This window comes from Larkinella terrae (assembly GCF_009668025.1).
Lineage (GTDB): Bacteria > Bacteroidota > Bacteroidia > Cytophagales > Spirosomataceae > Larkinella > Larkinella terrae.
This window is the reverse complement of the sequence record NZ_WJXZ01000015.1, coordinates 279,211-297,800: the sequence shown is the minus strand read 5'-3', so window position 1 is coordinate 297,800 and position 18,590 is coordinate 279,211. Positions and strand designations below refer to the sequence as shown.

At 50.7% G+C, this 18,590-nt stretch carries 16 protein-coding genes; 9 read left to right on the top strand and 7 right to left on the bottom strand.

The window, feature by feature from the left end; translation table 11 throughout:
* Positions 1 to 91: 91 nt before the first annotated feature.
* Entirely contained in the window at positions 92 to 847 is a 756-nt protein-coding gene (gene sufC / locus GJJ30_RS30445; protein ID WP_154179009.1) for a Fe-S cluster assembly ATPase SufC, read from the bottom strand.
* A gap of 200 nt (positions 848 to 1,047) precedes the next feature.
* Here sufC and GJJ30_RS30440 point away from each other — a divergent pair, with 200 nt between their 5' ends.
* From GJJ30_RS30440 to GJJ30_RS30420, 5 genes are all read left to right on the top strand, one after another.
* Positions 1,048 to 2,511 (top strand): arginine deiminase family protein, encoded by a 1,464-nt coding sequence (locus GJJ30_RS30440; RefSeq protein WP_154179008.1) that lies wholly within the window; start codon positions 1,048 to 1,050, stop codon positions 2,509 to 2,511.
* A gap of 17 nt (positions 2,512 to 2,528) precedes the next feature.
* Entirely contained in the window at positions 2,529 to 3,458 is a 930-nt protein-coding gene (gene ctlX / locus GJJ30_RS30435) for a citrulline utilization hydrolase CtlX (RefSeq protein ID WP_154179007.1), read from the top strand.
* A gap of 423 nt (positions 3,459 to 3,881) precedes the next feature.
* Positions 3,882 to 4,250 carry a MarR family winged helix-turn-helix transcriptional regulator gene (locus GJJ30_RS30430; protein ID WP_229313564.1) on the top strand — a complete coding sequence of 123 codons (369 nt, stop codon included), beginning with the start codon at positions 3,882 to 3,884 and terminating at the stop codon, positions 4,248 to 4,250.
* A 179-nt stretch (positions 4,251 to 4,429) separates the two neighbouring features.
* Positions 4,430 to 5,149 carry an SDR family NAD(P)-dependent oxidoreductase gene (locus GJJ30_RS30425; RefSeq protein WP_154179005.1) on the top strand — a complete coding sequence of 240 codons (720 nt, stop codon included), beginning with the start codon at positions 4,430 to 4,432 and terminating at the stop codon, positions 5,147 to 5,149.
* Positions 5,150 to 5,196: 47 nt separating this feature from the next.
* Positions 5,197 to 6,120 (top strand): SMP-30/gluconolactonase/LRE family protein, encoded by a 924-nt coding sequence (locus GJJ30_RS30420; RefSeq protein ID WP_154179004.1) that lies wholly within the window; start codon positions 5,197 to 5,199, stop codon positions 6,118 to 6,120.
* Between the two features lie 71 nt (positions 6,121 to 6,191).
* On the opposite strand, the gene GJJ30_RS30415 is transcribed toward GJJ30_RS30420, so the two are convergent.
* Genes GJJ30_RS30415 through GJJ30_RS30405 form a run of 3 tightly spaced genes read right to left on the bottom strand, consistent with a single transcriptional unit; the run spans position 6,192 to position 11,365 of the window.
* Entirely contained in the window at positions 6,192 to 6,701 is a 510-nt protein-coding gene (locus GJJ30_RS30415; RefSeq protein ID WP_154179003.1) for a hypothetical protein, read from the bottom strand.
* Between the two features lie 27 nt (positions 6,702 to 6,728).
* Positions 6,729 to 8,210: a SusD/RagB family nutrient-binding outer membrane lipoprotein gene (locus GJJ30_RS30410; RefSeq protein WP_154179002.1), complete on the bottom strand. Its 1,482-nt coding sequence runs from the start codon at positions 8,208 to 8,210 to the stop codon at positions 6,729 to 6,731.
* 23 nt (positions 8,211 to 8,233) lie between these two features.
* Positions 8,234 to 11,365, bottom strand: a complete 3,132-nt coding sequence (locus tag GJJ30_RS30405; RefSeq protein ID WP_154179001.1) for a SusC/RagA family TonB-linked outer membrane protein — start codon at positions 11,363 to 11,365, stop codon at positions 8,234 to 8,236.
* Positions 11,366 to 11,853: 488 nt separating this feature from the next.
* Between GJJ30_RS30405 and GJJ30_RS30400 the strand changes: the two genes are divergently transcribed.
* On the top strand, positions 11,854 to 13,185 hold the full coding sequence (locus tag GJJ30_RS30400; protein ID WP_154179000.1) for an amidohydrolase: 1,332 nt from the start codon (positions 11,854 to 11,856) through the stop codon (positions 13,183 to 13,185).
* 256 nt (positions 13,186 to 13,441) lie between these two features.
* Here GJJ30_RS30400 and GJJ30_RS30395 read toward each other — a convergent pair whose 3' ends face one another.
* Complete coding sequence (locus GJJ30_RS30395) at positions 13,442 to 13,804, bottom strand: four helix bundle protein (RefSeq protein WP_154178999.1); 363 nt, start codon at positions 13,802 to 13,804, stop codon at positions 13,442 to 13,444.
* Between the two features lie 117 nt (positions 13,805 to 13,921).
* Positions 13,922 to 14,827 (bottom strand): S66 peptidase family protein, encoded by a 906-nt coding sequence (locus tag GJJ30_RS30390; protein WP_154178998.1) that lies wholly within the window; start codon positions 14,825 to 14,827, stop codon positions 13,922 to 13,924.
* A 317-nt stretch (positions 14,828 to 15,144) separates the two neighbouring features.
* On the opposite strand from GJJ30_RS30390, the gene GJJ30_RS30385 reads away from it, so the two are divergent.
* The 3 genes from GJJ30_RS30385 to GJJ30_RS30375 are packed head-to-tail and all read left to right on the top strand — an operon-like array spanning position 15,145 to position 18,088.
* The gene (locus GJJ30_RS30385; protein WP_154178997.1) at positions 15,145 to 16,119 is read left to right on the top strand and encodes a glycosyltransferase family 2 protein; all 975 of its coding nucleotides are present in this window, start codon (positions 15,145 to 15,147) and stop codon (positions 16,117 to 16,119) included.
* Complete coding sequence (locus GJJ30_RS30380) at positions 16,107 to 16,904, top strand: polysaccharide deacetylase family protein (protein WP_154178996.1); 798 nt, start codon at positions 16,107 to 16,109, stop codon at positions 16,902 to 16,904. Before GJJ30_RS30385 ends, GJJ30_RS30380 begins: the two co-directional genes overlap by 13 nt.
* On the top strand, positions 16,901 to 18,088 hold the full coding sequence (locus GJJ30_RS30375; protein ID WP_154178995.1) for a glycosyltransferase family 87 protein: 1,188 nt from the start codon (positions 16,901 to 16,903) through the stop codon (positions 18,086 to 18,088). The genes GJJ30_RS30380 and GJJ30_RS30375 overlap by 4 nt, the downstream gene beginning before the upstream one ends.
* Here GJJ30_RS30375 and GJJ30_RS30370 read toward each other — a convergent pair.
* Positions 18,031 to 18,357: a DciA family protein gene (locus GJJ30_RS30370; RefSeq protein WP_114404177.1), complete on the bottom strand. Its 327-nt coding sequence runs from the start codon at positions 18,355 to 18,357 to the stop codon at positions 18,031 to 18,033. The two genes, GJJ30_RS30375 and GJJ30_RS30370, sit on opposite strands and share 58 nt — an antisense overlap.
* Positions 18,358 to 18,590 lie beyond the last annotated feature (233 nt).

The following is an 18,590-nucleotide window of genomic DNA, read 5'->3' as shown; positions in this document are numbered from 1 at the left end:
ATGAGTTATGAATGAGGAATTATGAATTAAAAATTGTTAGCGTCAACCAATCAATTCACCGTTCATAACCCATCATTCATAATTATAAAATTTAAACCGTTTCCACTTCTGCTTTGATCCAGTCGTAGCCTTTTTCTTCCAGTTCGAAAGCCAGTTCTTTCGGACCAGATTTGACAATACGACCTTTATATAACACGTGCACATAGTCGGGCACAATGTAATCGAGCAGACGCTGGTAGTGCGTAACCACGATGGTAGACCGTTCCGGTGAACGCAACTGGTTAACACCTTCGGCCACAATCCGGAGCGCATCGATGTCCAGACCGGAGTCGGTTTCGTCCAGAATGGCCAGTTTCGGTTCGAGCATGGCCATCTGAAAAATTTCATTGCGTTTCTTTTCCCCGCCCGAAAACCCTTCATTCAGCGACCGGCTCAGCAACGACTGGTCGATGTTCACCAGCTTCATTTTCTCCTTCATCAGTTTCAGAAACTGAACGGCGTCCAGCGGTTCCAGCCCCCGGTATTTCCGAATCTCGTTCATGGCGGTTTTCAGAAAGTTGGTGGTACTGACGCCGGGAATCTCAACCGGGTACTGAAAAGCCAGGAAAATCCCTTCGGCCGCCCTTTCTTCCGGGGCCAGATCCAGCAGGTCTTTGCCTTCGAAAAGTACGCTGCCGTCGGTCACGTCGTAATCTTCGCGACCTGCCAACACCGATGCGAGCGTGCTTTTGCCGGAACCGTTAGGCCCCATAATCGCATGTACTTCACCGGCTTTGACTTCCAGGTTGATACCTTTCAATATTTCTTTACTGCCAATAGACGCTTGTAAATTGCTAATAGTTAGCATAACGGACGATTGATTACTACTTAATTAAACCGCAAAGGTAATGAGATGCAACGACAGCTACACGATCAGGTAACAATTTATACCCGTTAAAAGTTGACGCTCACGGCATTTCGTGAGCAGACCCTTTCCGACTTTTTTTTTCAGTACCCAAAACCTTACCTTGCAGGTAGAAGAAATGTCTCTTTTTGGTAATCGGTTCTATGCAAAGCAGCAATCATGAGGTACGTACACAGGAAATCAGGGTGACTTCGGAAGTCGGTTCGTTGAAGCGCCTGCTGATTCACAGCCCGGATCGGGGCCTGGGCAAAGTCGTCCCGTCCAAGGCGCAGGACTGGCTTTTTGAGGACATTGTTCATCTGGAAACGATGCGGAAAGATGAATATGACTACTTCGTAAAACTGCTGCTGTATTTTCTCGATCCGGATAAAATTCGCGGCAAACTGGCCGAGATCAATGCCGATCCGGAGCGCAATTTTTTCAAACCGGATCACCCGGCGTATTTCCATTCCAACGCCGTGATCGATATTCAGTATCTGCTGACCGAAATTCTGGAAGATGAAGTGATTCGGACCCGCCTGATTTCGGGCATTTGTGCCGTCGAACGCTGTAGTTTTCACATTCAGAGTCAGTTATATACTTACGATCCGGTCGAATTATCCAAAATTCTGATCTCCGGTTCATTGCCCGATCGCACAATGTTGTTTGCGCCGATGCCTAATTTTATTTTTACGCGTGACATTGGCATCGTTATTAATAACTGCATCCTGCTCAATAAACCGGCTAAACTGGCCCGAACCCGGGAAGCTTTTCTGGCGCAGTACATCTTTTTCTACCATCCTTTATTCAGTGGATACCGGGATAAAATCATCGAAATTCCCGACAACGAACACCATTTTTTGCTGCCCGACAACGAAGTGAGCAACGACTATTCGCGCTCGACGCTCGAAGGGGGAGACGTCATGATGGTGTCAAAAAACCACCTGTTAATTGGGTGCAGCGAACGAACCACGCCCTATGCCGCCCAGCAGGTGATCCGGTTGTTGTTCGACAGGAATGTGGTTGAAAAAGTGACCATTATAAAAATCCCCAAAAAGCGGGATTACATGCACATTGACACCATCTTCACGCAGGTAAAACGCAACGTGTGGGTATTGCTGGGGTCGCTCGGGCGGGTTGGGGATGATGCCAAAAAACGCGACCTGCTACATTTTCTGGCGCCGAAAGACGTTCCGGATCAACTTCGCATCATTCAGTTTTTGAAAGGCGCCGAACACAAACCCCTTGAGATTGAAAACCTGGAAGATCTGCTCACGTCCATCAGTCGCGACGATTTGGGTTGTGCGGAGCCGGTGAAATTTATCTATTCCGGCAACAACGAATTTCCGTTCGGTGCCCGCGAGCAATGGACGGATTCGTGTAATTTACTGGCGTTGAAAGACGGCGTGGTGATTGGTTACGACCGCAACGACAAAACCCTCGAAGCGTTTCGGCAGGCCGGATTTGAAACCGTTCGGGCCGCCGACCTGCTCGACCGGTTTGAGCGCGGGGAGGCCGACCCGGAAACGCTGGAAAATACGTTTATCATGCTGCCATCGGCAGAATTGTCGCGGGCGCGGGGCGGTTCTCATTGCATGAGCTTACCTTTGTTACGCGCCGAATTATAACCCTAACACCTATCCCTATGCAAGCCCAGGCCACCTCGAACCTACTCATGATCCGACCCGTACGGTTTGGCTTCAATGAACAAACCGCCGGAAGCAACTCGTTTCAGGACCGGAAAATGGCAACCCAAAACCGGGATGAAGTTCAGCAAAATGCCCTGCGTGAATTTGATGAAATGACGCATCAGTTGATTGCCGCCGGTGTCAATGTCATCATTTATGATGATTTGCCGGAATCCCACACGCCCGATTCTATTTTTCCCAACAACTGGGTATCCTTTCATTACAGCGGTACGGTTGTTGTATATCCGATGGAAGCGCCCAACCGGCGGCTCGAACGGCGGATGGATATCATCGATGACCTGAGCCGGAAGTTTGATGTGGCCCGGATTATCGATCTGACGCATTTTGAGCAGGAAGGCAAATACCTGGAAGGCACCGGCAGTTTAGTGTTTGATCGGATGAAGCGGGTTGCCTACGCCTGTTTGTCGCCCCGAACGGACGCGGTTGTGCTGGCCGAATTTGCAGAAAAAACCGGTTACAGTGTGGTAACCTTCTCCGCAGTGGATGCGGCAGGCATTCCGGTTTACCACACCAACGTGGTGATGTGCATTGGCGACGTTTTTGCTATAGTCTGTCTGGCGGCCATTGTCAACCCCGACGAAAGGCTGATGGTGCGGCAATCGCTGGTAAACAGTGGAAAGCACGTGATTGATATAACGATGGAGCAAATGGCCCATTTTGCCGGGAATATGTTGCTGGTGACGAGCCGGAAAGGCCAGAAGCTGCTGATCATGTCGACGCAGGCGTTTGATTCACTGACGGTTCGGCAGCGCGACGAGCTGGACGATTTCGCAACGCTGTTCCACTTCGATCTGGGAACGATTGAACGCAACGGGGGCGGTTCGGCGCGGTGCATGATGGCTGAAATTCATTTGCCAGCCAAATAGTTGGACCGGATTTGATGATCAACCGGCCAAACAGCTGAGGATTCCGTGCGAACGAATAGATTGTTGTATGTGGATAATTTCATGATAATGGGGGCATCTTCCGTTAAATTATTGTACTTGTCCGCAATAATATTGCATCTAAATACCGTTTAATAACTTAATTGTATCAACAACTATCGCGGGTTTTTGAATTCTGGTAAAACTATAGTCATTTGTGTTAACAATATGGTAACAAATCCTTCGAAAAATTCGAAATTCAGTTGTTTTGACAAACTAAGTTTAATTAAGTTCGTTATATTTACAAATCGGTAACATAAAAAGTGTGCTAAATTAAAAACCCTAGCAATCATGATCGCAGAGAAAAAGAGGATTTCTAAGTACAGCAATTGCCTGAATTTCACGGCAAATGCATTAGCGAGAGTAATGACTAACATTTCCGACGACGAATTTGGTCGTTTGGGCCTGACGGCTTCCCATGCTTTTGTGTTGAAAGAAGCCATCGAAAATCCGGGTATTCAACCGAAAGAATTGAGTGGCGAACTGCATTTAACGCCCTCGACCATTACCCGTTTGATCGAAAAACTCGAATTGAAAAAACTGGTTGAGCGGAAGATCGAAGGGAAACACACGCTGGTTTACGCCACGGAAAAAGGAATTGTTATGTTACCGGATATCAAAAAAGCGTGGGACAACCTGATGCGTCGCTATGCGGATATCCTGGGAGATGAAAGTTCCCGCAAAATGACCGATATGCTCTATGGGGCCGTTAAAGCCTTGGGGAAAGATTCATAAGCCCCGTTTAGTAAGATATAAGAATTAGCGCATTGATTGTGCAATCATGGATGCCTTTTGAAACCTGAAGCTGGATCGCTTTTTGAACAATTTCGATGCTTGAATTGTAGATTTGATTGGAATAAATGCCAAAGCTCCGGCTCGGCATAGTTCAGGTCTACAGTTCAATCATTGAAGTTATGAACACCAATCACGAAAGAGTTGCCTTAGTTACCGGAGCGAACCGGGGGCTCGGAAAAGAAATCTCGCTGGAATTGTGCAAAAAAGGCTATGCGGTTTTTATGGCCTCCCGCGACATCGAAAAGGGTCGTGCTGCCGTTCATGACCTATGTGGGCAAGGGCACGAAGCCATTTTTCTCCACATGGATGTTACCGACCCGGTCAGCATTAAAAATGCGACTGGTGCCTTTTCCCAAAAAGCCAGTCATTTGGATGTGCTCGTAAATAATGCGGCCATCCTGGAAGAAACCGACCGGCACGTGTCGATATGTAAACTCAACATCGAATCACTGGAACGGGCGCTCAAAACCAACCTGATTGGCCCCATCATGGTGATTCAGGATTTTCTCCCCTTTCTGGAAAAAAGCAAAACCGGCGGGCGCATTATCAACATGACGAGCGACCTGGGCTCGCTCACGCACATGCAGGATAGTTATCCGGCCTACAGTCTCTCAAAAACCGCCCTGCACGCCATGACCCGGCAATTTTCTTCGGCGGTGGCCGGTAAAAATATTGCCGTAAACTGCGTTAATCCGGGTTGGGTACAAACTGACATGGGAGGTTTCGGTGCCAATCGCTCGCTCGAGAAAGGCGCCGAAACGGCGGTTTGGCTGGCCACCGAAGCCGCCCAACGCGAAACCGGCAAGTTCTGGAAAGACAAGCGGGAAGTGCCGTGGTAAGCGGATTCTGCTATATTTGCACATTCCTGAACCTCAAAACCATTCCTATGATTTCCAGTAGAAAAGCCGGACTCTTTTTCGCGGTGCTGTTTCTTTGTGCCCAAAAAGGCTTCAGTTACGGGCCTAAAACCGGCGGAGCCGACTCCGTAAAAGTTACCGCTCCCGGCGCTACACCGAAGCAGATTTCCAGTCAGTTTAAATTTACCGAAGGCCCGGCGGTCAATAAGAAAGGGGACATCTATTTCACCGACCAGCCTAACGATAAAATCTGGAAATACGACACCGACGGCAATCTGAGCTTGTACATGGATAAAACCGGTCGCTCCAACGGACTTTACTTTGACCGGAAAGGCAACCTGATCTCCTGCGCCGACGAAAAAGACGAATTGTGGTCGATCAGTCCGAAGAAGAAGGTGACGGTTTTGATGACCGATTTCGAAGGCAAACGCTACAACGGCCCCAACGATTTGTGGATCGATTCGAAAGGCGGTATTTACTTCACCGATCCGTATTATCAGCGGGATTACTGGGAGCGGAAAAAACCGGATCTCGAAGGCCAGAAGGTATATTACCTGCCCAAAGGAAAAAAAGAAGCCGTGGTTGTCGATGGCGACCTGTTGCAGCCCAACGGCATTGTGGGTACGCCCGACGGTAAGTTTCTCTACGTCGCCGACATTCGGGCCAGCAAAACGTATAAATACCAGATCAACGACGATGGTTCGCTGACCAACCGCCAGCTTTTCGTTTCGCAGGGCTCGGATGGCATGACGCTGGATAATCAGGGCAATGTTTACCTGAGCGGTCGGGGCGTAACGGTTTATAGCCCGGCGGGCGAAAAACTCCAGGTGATTCCGGTTCCGTCGCGCTGGGTCGGTAACATTTGTTTTGGCGGGAAAAACCGTAATACACTTTTCATTACCGCCAGCGAGTCGGTTTATACCATTGAGATGCAGGTGAAAGGCGTGGAATAAAACCGGAATCTTACAAACAGAAAAACCGCTCCAGCGCTGGAGCGGTTTTTCTGTTTAAGGAAGTTCAGGCGTTACGCCAGCACCCGAATTCGAACGGGTTGGGCAACGATCTGCGAGCCGTCATCCAGCGTTACAAGAAACATAAACGCAATTTCCCGGAAGTTCGGCAAGGCCACCGGCGTAATGGCAACGGCTGGCCGCTTGGCGGCAAAATCCTTCAGTGTAGTCGTAAAATCGACCGTTGTACCACTTCCGGCAATCGGAGCCGCAATGTAGTTCGTCGAAACCGTGTTCAGCGTGGCAACGTTGATGCTGGTAGCACCGGCCGCAACCCGCGTGATCTCTTTGATGGTCCGGCCACTGGAAGCGGGGATCGAGATCGAGATTTTAATGTTACCACCAGCCGCCGTGGAGACTTCGTAGTAGGGGTCAAAACCGTACGTTGTGGCTCCGGTATAAGTAACCGGAACGGCGGGACGGTTGTCCCGAACCAGATCGCTGTAGACGCCGTCGTCTTTGCAGGACACACCAGCCAGCGCGAATACGGTGAGTAAAAGAAATTGAAACGCTATTTTTTTCATGAGTAAAGTTCGTTAACGAATGACCGATTAATCAACATCCCACCACACTTTCACGTTGGATTGCGGACCCGGGTTCGGGAAGTTCGGATTCCGCTCGATTTCCTGCGTGATGTAAGCTGCCCGTACCGGACGTGTTCCGTCGATACCCACGGCGTTCTGTGAAGCCGTCAGCTTGGGATAGCCAGTCCGACGCCAGTCGTTCCAGGATTCCAGGCCGTTGCCCGTCCAGGCAATCCACTTTTGCGTGATGATCTGCTCGAGTTTTTGCTCGTTCGTTCCCGTCAGCGTAGCAATATTCGGGTTTGCTGTCAGGTAAGCCGCGATTGCTGCATCCGTAATACCGGCCAGTTTCATCGAAGCCGTGATGCCTTCCGTATACAGCGCCTGCGGATCACCCGGCGTACCCAGAATCAGGGCTGATTCGGCCAGGATAAAAGCACGCTGGAAGTTGGTGATCAGCCGCACCGGGCCTTCGCCCTGCGCACCCGTCACGTAGGCATTGTAACGCGACCAGGTGGTGGTCGGTGTGGGCAGCGTACCGGCAAAACCGTTGTCAATCGAAACGTAATCGGTTGACGGTTTGGTGAAGAAAACCGGCAGCCGTGGATCGGTTTTGGTCGGATCCGCCGAATTCGGCCGGAGTACATTCAGAAAGCGCGTGCTCAGAATCAGCTCGTTGCTGAATGAGCCGAAAACCGCCAGGTTCCAGATGGCACTGGTACTACCCACGCTGCTTCCGAATTTAACGTTCAGATCCTGGGCGTTGCTGGTGATGTACAGATTTTTGGTCAGTACTTCCGTGATGATGGTTTTCGCCAGCGCCGGTTCTTTTTTGCTGATCGTGTTGGCCATTTTCAGCATCAGGGTGTAACCGGCCCGTTTCCAGTTGTCGATCGTTCCACCGTATACAATGTCGTCGGCGCCCGGTTTCGACGTACTGGTTGCTTCCAGATCGGCCAGACCTTCCCGAACCATATCAAACAGACTCTGGATGCCCGAAGCCTGATTGCCCTTGTAGATGTCCTCCTGCTTGTCCAGACGCGGTTGGATAAACGCTTCACCCTGCAAAGCCTGTGAATAGGGAATATCTCCCCAGATGTCCGTTGCCATGCTGAAGGTATACGCCTTCATGATTTTTGCAATCCCGGTATAGGCTTTTGAATTGGTTTTATCCGCAGCCTCGATCAGTTTCTGGTAACCGACCAGCGCACCGCCGTAAATGTCGAAACGCCATTGGTTTCCGAAATCCGCTCCGTTCGTGTTAAACCGGTCGTAGTTGGTTGGGCTACCACCCGCACCAGAAAGGTAATTCATCACCACCGATCCAAACCGGTTTAGCTCGCCGTTATTGGCAAACGCCGATCCGGCGAGTGCTGAAGGCAGCAAAACGGGTGGGGTTACTTCCGTCGGGTTGTTCGGCGTCACGTTGACGTCGAGGTACTTGCTACAGGCACCCATGGAAAGCAGAATGGGTACCAACAGAAATTTTTTATAGCTTGAAATCTTCATTTTCGAAAAAGTGATGAAGGTGATTAAAACGTAAGCCGCAGGTTAACACCGTAATTCCGCGTGTTGGGAATACCGTTCAAATCAAGTCCCTGGATGTTACCGGCACCCTGGGTGTTGGTTTCAGGATCACCCATGTAGTTGGGAGCATAGAACCACAGGTTACGACCGCTAACCCCGATGGAAACCGCACCGAAAGGCGTTTTGCCAATCACGCTGGCAGGCAAGCTGTAATTCAGGGCCAGTTCGCGCAGGCGGTAAACCGTTGCGTCGAAAACCGCAGCTTCGGAAGCCAGACCACCCAGGTTCGCCCAGTAGTTTTGGGCGCTCAACTGAATGTTGTTCGGATTATACGTTTTCGAACCGTCGGCGTTGGTTACTTCGATCACACCGGGCAGAATACGCGGCTGATCGCGGTCAATACCAGTCACAGCTAGGTGACCCTGGCCGCGCAAATCGACCGCACCGAACGAGTACAGTTGGCCGCCCTGACGGGTATCAAACAGAACCGACAGCGATAAACCTTTGTAGCTGAACGTGTTGGTCAAACCAGCCGTCCAGTTCGGGTTCGGGTTGGAAATTACCTGTCCGGCAATACCCGGTACGAACAAACCGGTATTCGGGTTGATCAGGTATTGTCCCTGCGGGCTGCGGGCGTTGGCCGTTCCGACAATGACACCGTACGGCTGACCCACTACGATCGACGGGTTGATTCCGATGAACGCGCCCCCCGTAATCGGCGACTGCGTTACGCCCGGAGCGATTTCTTCCACTTTGTTCCGAATCCGGGTGATGTTCAGCACCAGATCCCATTTGAAACCGTTTTGCAAACGAACCGGCGTCGTGTTCAGTACCAATTCAATTCCTTTGTTGCTCAGGGCACCTACGTTCGTCGTGCGGGTATCGTAACCGGTTGAGTTAGAAACCGAAACGTTGAAGATCTGGTTGGTACTGCGCGTGTCGAAGTAAGCCACATCAAGACTGGCCCGGTTGCGGAACAGACCCAAATTCAGGCCAAATTCGTACGAACGGACAAACTCGGGCGTCAGGTTGTTGTTGCCAATCCGGGTGCTGGGGCTAAAGCCCGGCAGGCTGGCACCACCCACCGAAATCGGGAATGTGATGCTGGCGGAATTGTTACCGTAGCTGGAAGCTACGAAAACCGAGTTCAGCAAATAGGGGTCCGCATCGCGGCCCACCCGGGCGACGCTGGCGCGTACTTTGGCATACGACAGCACGTTCGAATTGAGCTTGAAAGCGTCGGTCGGAACAAAACTGACGGAAGCGGCCGGGTAGAAGTATGTATTGTTGGACTTCGGCAGGGTCGATGACTGATCCACCCGTCCTGACAATTCCAGAAACAGGTAGTTCTGATAACCCAGTGACACCTGACCGTAGTAACCGACCAGACGGCGCATCGTGTTGTTCTCCTGGCTGGCCGTGAAAACCGAACCGTTGCTGACGTTGTAAAAGCCCGGAATGGTCAATTGCTGCGCCGACAGAGTGGTGTTCTGATCTCTCCGCTGGTTGATGTTATTGCCCAGCAACACGTTGGCATTCAGACCTTCCAGGAACAGGTTGTCCTTGTGGGCGTTGATCAGGAGGTCACCGTTCAACTCCGACCGCCAGAACATATCTTCGATAATCTGACCTGCCGGGCCGCGGGCCGACCCAATTGCGAAGCTCATTTTCCGACGGTCGGTGTACGTATCAGCCGTAACGCGGTACGAAACGGTCAGCCACTTCGTGAAGTCGTAACCCACCTGGAAGTTACCGAAAACCCGGTCAACCTGGCTTTTCATCGTCTCATTGTAGGCGCTCCACAACGGGTGGTTTTGGGTAGTCGAGTAGTAAATACTTTTTCCCTGCGCATCCTGATAAGGTGTTCCGTTCAGGTCGAAGCTCCGCGGAATCCGGGTGATCTGTCCGAAGGCACTACCCCCGTTACCAACCGGCGTTCCGTTCTGGGCGGTTTTTACGTAGGTAACCGTACTGCTCAGTTTCAGGCCGTTCTGCAGTTTGGTTTCACCACCGACCTGAATGTTCGTCCGGTCAAATTTAGAGTTCGGAACAATCCCTTTTTGCATGGTATTTCCAACGGCCAGGATGTAGTTGCGCCGTTCGTCGCCCGAAGCGATGTTGAAAGAGTTCTGCCAGACACTGCCTTGGTTGTAAAAATCCTTGACGTTGTTTGGATACGCCTGGTAAGGAACCGTGTTACCCTGCAGGGTCGTCACCTGGGTCAGGCTACCGCCGAATTTAGGACCCCAGGAGTTAGCGGATGTGTTGACGAAGTTATTTTGTGTACCTTGTCCGTAGTCGTTCTGCAACGGAGGCAATCCGTAAACGTTTTGTACATTAAAAGAAGAATTAAAGGTTACTTCGGTTTTCCCTTTCATATTACGCCCGGTTTTTGTCGTGATGACAATGGCTCCGGCGGATGCGCGGGAACCGTACAGAACCGAAGCGGCTGGTCCTTTCAGCACGTTGATGGACTCGATGCTTTCCGGGTTGATGTCGGCCAGCCGGTTGGATGCCTGCGCGCTGAAAAGCGAGTTGTCCGTCGACGGGTTCCGGTTAACGTCGTTGTTAAAAATAACGCCATCGACCACGATCAGCGGCTGGTTACTTCCGTTAAACGACGTAATCCCGCGGATGTTGATGTTGGTGGAAGCACCGGGCGCACCGCTGGAAGGCGTAATGTTTACCCCGGCGAGTTTGCCTTGCAGGGCGTTCAGGACGTTGGGTTCCGACCGTTGGGCCAGCACATCACCCCGGACATCCTGCGTTGAATACCCCAGCGAGCGACGGTCGCGTTCGATCCCCTGTGCCGTAACAACGACTTCAGACAGCTGGCTGGCGTCCGATTTCAATTGTACGTTAATCGTGGATTGATTTCCTACCTCAATCTCCTGGGTAGCGGTTCCGATGAAGCTAAAAACCAGGCGGGCGTTGGTCGGAACATTGGGCAGACTGTAATTTCCGTCTGAATCAGTGGTAGTACCGCGGCTGGTACCTTTGAGTTGAATGCTCACACCCGGGAGAGTGGAGCCGTCGTCGGATGAGGTGACTTTACCGGTCACCGTCCGATCCTGGGCTAATGCGGGCAGGGCAAAAAGCACGCACATCAGCCAGAATCCGGCTAAACGTTTTCTCATAGATAGGTTATGTTTGGATGAACGTAAAAAAAATGGATGCAAAACTACTTCTATATCCGCAATAAATAAACCAAAAAAATAGTTTGGCGACAATTTTTTTAAATGTACTTATAAAAATGTCTTATTAAGATTGGCAGATATATGATCAAGTTAATAATAAATAAAATAAAACCTTTGTCGTTGACGAAACAAAACCGCCCGATTGTCATTTCAGGGCGGTGCATCCCGGGCGAGATGAGTTTGGAAATAGGGGTAACTATTAGATTGTCTGATAATTAACTGCTTCCTGGGTTTTCATGGAGTGAACAACGCATCTGGCGATTGTTGTATTTTTCCATTTTACTCAAAATTTATCATACGCAATGCAAAACCCTTTTATTGGCATATTCTATTGCCATTTTTTGTTAAAATTTACCGTAATTAGAAAACAAAACAATCCGCTTGTCTCGCTGATGTGAATCATTTGTACTTACAAAATACGTTTAAAAATGAGTAATAAGACTGTTTACGCACTTTTTTGCACTCTTTTGCCTTTTGCTTTGCAGGCTCAGTCGCCCCTGAAAAGCCAGGTGAATAAAACCGCCGATGGCCTGGAAAAAAAGGTCATTGCTTGGCGTCGTGAGATTCACCAGAATCCGGAATTGGGCAACCGCGAATTTCAGACCTCCGCCAAAGTAGCCGCTCACCTGCATTCGTTGGGAATCGAAGTAAAAACCAATGTGGCCAAAACCGGCGTCGTCGGTATTTTGAAAGGCGGAAAACCGGGCCCCGTTGTTGCGCTACGGGCCGATATGGACGGTTTGCCGGTCACCGAACGGGGCGATCTGGCATTTAAATCGACCGTAACCACCGAGTTCAACGGTCAGAAAACCGGGGTGATGCACGCTTGCGGACATGATTCACACGTGGCCATCATGATGGGCGTGGCCGAGGTGTTGGCCAGTGTCAAAAACGACCTGAAAGGCACCGTTAAGTTTATTTTCCAGCCCGCCGAAGAAGGGCCACCGGCGGGTGAAGAAGGCGGAGCGCAGTTGATGGTGAAGGAAGGCGTACTGGAGAATCCGAAAGTCGACGCCATTTTTGGCCTGCATATCAATTCGCAAACCGAAGTGGGTACGATTAAATACCGGCCGGGCGCGACGATGGCGGCCGTTGATTTTTTCAGCGTTAAGGTGAAAGGAAAACAGACGCACGGGGCCGCTCCGTGGTCGGGCGTCGATCCGATCGTGACGAGCTCGCAGATTGTGATGGGGCTGCAAACGATCGTCAGCCGGAATCTGCCGATTACGGAATTCCCGGCGGTGGTGACGGTGGGCGCGGTGCACGGCGGAATCCGGCAGAACATCATTCCGGAAGAAGTCAACATGATCGGAACCATTCGTTCGTTTACGCCGGAAATGCAGAAAACCATTCATCGCCGGATCAACGAAGTGGCGACGAATATCTCCGAAAGTGCCGGAGCCAGGGCCGATGTGAAAATCGACGTGATGTATCCGGTGACGTACAACGATCCGGCGCTGACCGACCAGATGGTGCCGACGCTCGAAGCCGTGGCCGGAAAGGATCATGTGCAAATCCGCCCGCTCGACACCGGTGCCGAAGACTTTTCGTTCTTTCAGCAAAAAGTACCCGGTTTTTTCTTTTTCCTGGGCGGTATGCCGAAAGGCACCAAACTGGAAGATGCGGCCCCGCACCACACGCCGGACTTTCACATCGACGAAAGCGGTTTTGGCCTGGGTGTTAAAGCCCTTTGCCAGCTGACCGTTGATTATATGGAGCAGTGGAAAGGAACCGGAACGGCAAGTGTGAAGAAAAAATAATTTAACGTGAACTATGAGATTTGGTGATTGATTATGAGTCGATTAAGTGCCATAGGCACGACATGTTTGTAGAAAAGCCGTTACCAAATGCCTCCCGCGTGCCTTTAGGTACGCTACAGCCTAAACTGATTGCGTACCTAAAGGCACGCTTATTAGCTCAAATTGACATTCTTCTACAAACATTCAACCGCTACGCGGTCAAAAATCTCATAGTTGGCGATAAATTAACGAATAACGAAGTTGGGCTCGTAGCAATTTACTTGGAGAGATTTCGTTCCGCGGTTTCGATGCTTTTTTTGAAGATTCGAATTAATTCGTTGCATTCTACTAATGTGGGTAAATCTGCTGAGCCAAGCAGGTTTACTTTTTCAAGTATGCGTAAATTGATATGGGATTCCCGGAGTTCTTTGAGCGCACCTTTCATCTTGTGGATAAAATCTTTTTGGGATTCAGCGCTTTGAGCCTCACCATAATGAAGGGCAGGAGCTGTGCCAGATCGTAGCAGTTGACCACCAAGATGACTGGAAGCTTTCGTTGGTGGCAGTTCCTCAACAACCGCAATCAATTCTGCCGAAAAATTGATAAGTCGATCTTCCAGATCATACCTCCGCTCATTCATTCCTTCGTTATTAGTTATTCGTTATTCGATATTCAGTATTCGATATTTCCTAACTTAGACGTTGCCTATCCGCGCCAGTCACTTTTACATTCATCATTTTACATTGGATATTTTTCATTAGAAAGTCAATCGACTTCCTTGCTCATTGACCTCCAATTCTGCATCCTTCCCAACCGGCATGGCCAGATTTCGGGCGACATGGCCGACCGGGAAATCAAAGCAAACCGGGAAATTGTACCCGCCAAGATGCTCGGCAATGATCTCGTTGGCGGTTTTTCCGAAGGGCGCCGTTTCATTGATGCGCATGTCCGTGAACTGCCCGACCACCATCCCGGCCAGATTCGCGAGTCGACCGGAGCGTCGGAGCTGAATCATCATGCGATCCAGCGAAAAAAGCGTTTCGTCGATGTCTTCAATGAAGAAAAGCTTGCCGGTCAGGTCAATGTCCGAGGGTGTTCCTAGGGTGTGCAACAGCAGCGCCAGATTGCCGCCAACCAGTTGACCGGCCGCCGTTCCGGCCCGGTTGAGGGAATTGGCCGGGCTGGTGTAGGGAGCAATGGATTCCCCAAAAAGGCACTGGCGTAAGGTTTCGATGGAGTCGGCGACGCCTTCATTCCCGAATAAGCGGGGCATGATGGCATGTAGGCTCTGCACGCCCAACCGGTGCAAATGGCAGTGAATCACCGTGATGTCGCTAAAACCGATGATCCATTTCGGATTTTTCAGGAATCGGGTAAAGTCCAGTTGATCAAGAATCCGGTAGCTGCCGTAGCCCCCACGGGCGGAGAAAATGGCCCGAATGTCCGGATCGTCGAGCATCTGTTGCAGGTCGCGTCGGCGCAGGTCGTCGTCACCGGCAAATTGGAAATAGCTGCTCCGGAGCGATTCACCTTCAACGACGTCCAGTTGCCAGTCGTCGCGAAGAATCCGGAAAGCCGGTTCGAGAGAGTCATACTCCAGACGGCTGGCCATGGCCATAACGCCCACACGCTGACCGGGTTGTAAAAAAGGAGGCTGTGTCAAATTAATTTCTAATTTTCCGGAGCAGAATCCGCGCTGGCTTCAAATCGGTTTGAACAGGCGTTTTCATTCCCTTATAAGATGTAATTACAGCACGCATACAGAGAAGATAACCAGTTAGTTAAACCCCTGCCAGATATTTCTAATAAAAAATTAATTTCAGGTAACTCGTTGATATTGCAGAACTTAAACTTCAATTTTTGGCGTGATGGGAACTACCTACTTGAAGTGGCGGCAAAAATACTTATTATTGTTTACCGATATTCAAAAGAGTATCTTCCTACCATCTCGTACACAAAGATAAAATGCCGAATGTATTAATGAACCAACGGACTGGTAAAATCAGTATCGTTGTTCCGGCGCACAATGAAGAGGAGAACTTACCCGTTCTGGTAAGTCGATTGGAAAGTGTGTTAGCGCCGTATCGGGAGTTTGAAATCCTGATTATCGACGATGGCAGCACCGACGATACGCTCTATGTGTTGCAGCAACTGAGCAGCTTGTATGACTCCGTTCGCTACCTGTCCTTCTCCCGCAATTTTGGCCACCAGGCCGCTCTCCGGGCCGGTTTTGATCACGCAACCGGCAGTTGCGTCATCTGCCTCGATGCCGATTTACAACACCCCCCCGAACTGATTCCGACGATGATTGCGCAGTGGGAGGAAGGCTACGACGTGGTGTGTGCCATTAGGAAGGCCGATCCAACGCTACCCCTGATGAAACGAAAGACGTCGAGCTGGTTTTACCGGTTTATTCGGGCGGTTTCCGATGTCAATCTGGAGGAGGGCGCAGCCGATTTCCGCCTGCTCGACCGCAAGGTGGTCGACAGCCTGAAGCAATACAAGGAAACGGATCTGTTCCTGCGCGGTATGATCTCCTGGATGGGTTTCCGCCAAAGCCGGGTCGAGTACCAGCCCGCCCAGCGCTATGCCGGAAAAAGCAAGTATTCGTTCCGCAAGATGTTCAATCTGGCGACGATGGGGATCACGTCGTTTACCACAAAACCGCTCTATTTATCGGTGGTGCTGGGTTTCGGCATGTTTCTGTTTGCGTTACTGTTCGGCGCGGAAGTGCTCTACGAAAAATATTTCACGGCCAATACGGTTTCCGGCTGGACTTCCATTGTGCTGCTGATTGTGCTGATCGGCGGTATTCAGTTTATTATGATGGGAATCATCGGAATCTACCTCGGCAAAGCGTTCCAGGAAGTTAAACACCGACCTACATACCTCGTTCATGAATCGAATCTGGCGGAAAAAGTCGTCAGCGTTGAAACAGTGGCATGGAACCGGTAAACCGTCAGATTATGTTCACGGTCGATGTCGAGGAATTCGACACGGCGCTGGAGTATGGGCACGATTTGTCGCTCGATGAGCAGCTGGTGGTTTCGACCCGCGGACTCCGGTTGCTGACCGATCGGCTGGCAACTCTGAACGTTCGGGCTACGCTGTTTACGACCGCCAACTACGCCTTTCACGAAGCGGATCTGGTTCGGAAGCTGGCTAAAACGCATGAAATCGCGTCACATGGGTATTACCACACGACGTTCGAACCCGCCGATTTGTTGAAATCGCGCCGGACCCTGGAAGCCATTACGGGCCAGCAGGTAGTCGGTTTTCGCCGGGCGCGCATGGCCGCCGTCGACGAAACGGACCTGTTTCTGGCCGGATACCGCTACAATTCGTCGCTGCATCCCACCTTTCTGCCGGGGCGCTACAACCACCTTCGGGAACCGCGAAAACCGTTTCGGAGCGGGAATATTCTGCACATTCCGGCCTCGGTAACGCCCCGGTTGCGGTTGCCCCTGTTCTGGCTCAGCCTGAAAAACTTTCCGTTTGGTCTCTACAAAAGGCTGTGTATGAACACGCTGCGGACCGACGGTTTTCTGAATCTTTACGTGCATCCCTGGGAGTTTACGAATCTGTCGGACTACACCAAAATTCCGGCTTATGTCCGGCGGTATTCGCACGAGCGATTGCTCGACCGCGTTGAGGCCCTGTTGCGCTACCTGGCTCCGTACGGCGAATTCCAGACCATGCAGGAATTTTCGGAATCCAATCAATTCTCTTCACAACTATGAGTTTACGTTGGCTGACGTTGCCCCGGTTGCTGGCAGCGTTCATTATTATTCTGACCGGAGCGGCTTTTCAGAAGTACATGATGGGTAGCATCAATAATTACCTGATGTTTTCGAAACCCTTTCATAATCTGCTACTTGACAAGAGTATCTACGGTTTACACCCCGATTTATACGCCGATAATTACAAATACAGCCCGACGTTTGCCTGGCTGATGGGGCCGTTTTATTACATGCCCATCGGCCTCGGTGTGTTCTTCTGGAACCTGATCAATTCGGTCGTGCTGGCCGCCGGAATCTGGTATTTTCTGGAGGGTGAGGAAAATGCCGCCCGAAAACGCTGGATGGCGCTGCTGATCATTTTTCCGGAAGCGCTCGTTACGGCCCAGAACATGCAGAGTAACAACCTGATTATCGGGGCAATGTTGCTCGGCTTGTACCATCTGCGGAATGAGCGCGTCTGGCTGGCGGCTTTTTTCTTCGTTCTCTGCGGTTTTGTGAAATTTTACGGCATCACGGCAGCTCTGTTTTTCGTTTTCTACCCCAAAAAACCGCAGTTCCTGCTGGCCATGACTGTCTGGACGGTTTTGTTTGCGCTGGCTCCCGCAACGATCATTCCGTTGAGCAGTCTGGGGAGCGAATACGTGGAATGGTTTAAGGTGGTGATGGTCAGTACTTTGGGGCGACTGGTTTCGGTGATGGGAATTCTGGAAGTCTGGTTTGGGATGGCCAAAACCGATGCCAATCTGCGCATGGTGGAAGCCGTCGGAATTGTGCTTTTTCTCCTGCCTTTTCTCCGGGTCAACCTGTGGAAAGATCTGTTGTTCCAGCGCCGAATGATTGCTTACTTCCTGCTTTTTATCATTATTTTCAACAAAATGGCCGAATCGCCGACGTATGTGCTGGCCGTTACAGGCGTGGCAATCTGGTGGCTGACGCTCGAATCACCCACCCGGTTTGACTGGGCCTTGTTGTTAACCGTGATTATATTCACTTCACTGTCGCCAACGGATATCTTCCCCCGCTTTATTCGGGACGGTTTTTTTGTGCCCTACCGCATTAAAGCTGTTGGCTGTATGCTGGTTTGGGCCCGATTGCAATGGGAATTGTGGACGCAGGAAGCGCCGGATCAGATAAAAATGACGTCTTCCAGCACATCAGCGCCCATTTCGCGGTTGATGAGCTGAATCATTTTCTGTTTGGCAATTACGAGTTCGCTGCGGAGGGGAGCGGAGTTGATTTCGATGTGCAGCTTGCGGTCTTTGACGTAAAGCCGGTTGGTGCGCGACGCAATGGCTTTGCCCATCATTTTCTCCCAGAAAGCTTCGAGGTACGTTTCGTTAAACCGGGTCTGCAGTTGATACGACTTCAGCATTTGCCCGATGGCATCTTTCAGTGCAACCGTCCCGGCGCGTCGGGAAGCGTTGTCTTTGTCAAAGCGATAATATTGTGCCATACGAAACGGTGTCTTGCTACAAAGGTAACGATCGACCCGAAGGAATGGCAAAGCAACTGCGGAAAAATTTTAGCTACCAACAAGGCTGGATGGTTGGAATGGCTGGATGGTTGAAGAATGGCTTTAATGGTTAGAAAGGGTAGGGCGGTTTTCATGGTTGAATGGTTTTTAATGGCTAAAAAGGGTTAAACAGCTGGTAGAATTTTAACCATCCTTCAGCCATTTTTAACCAT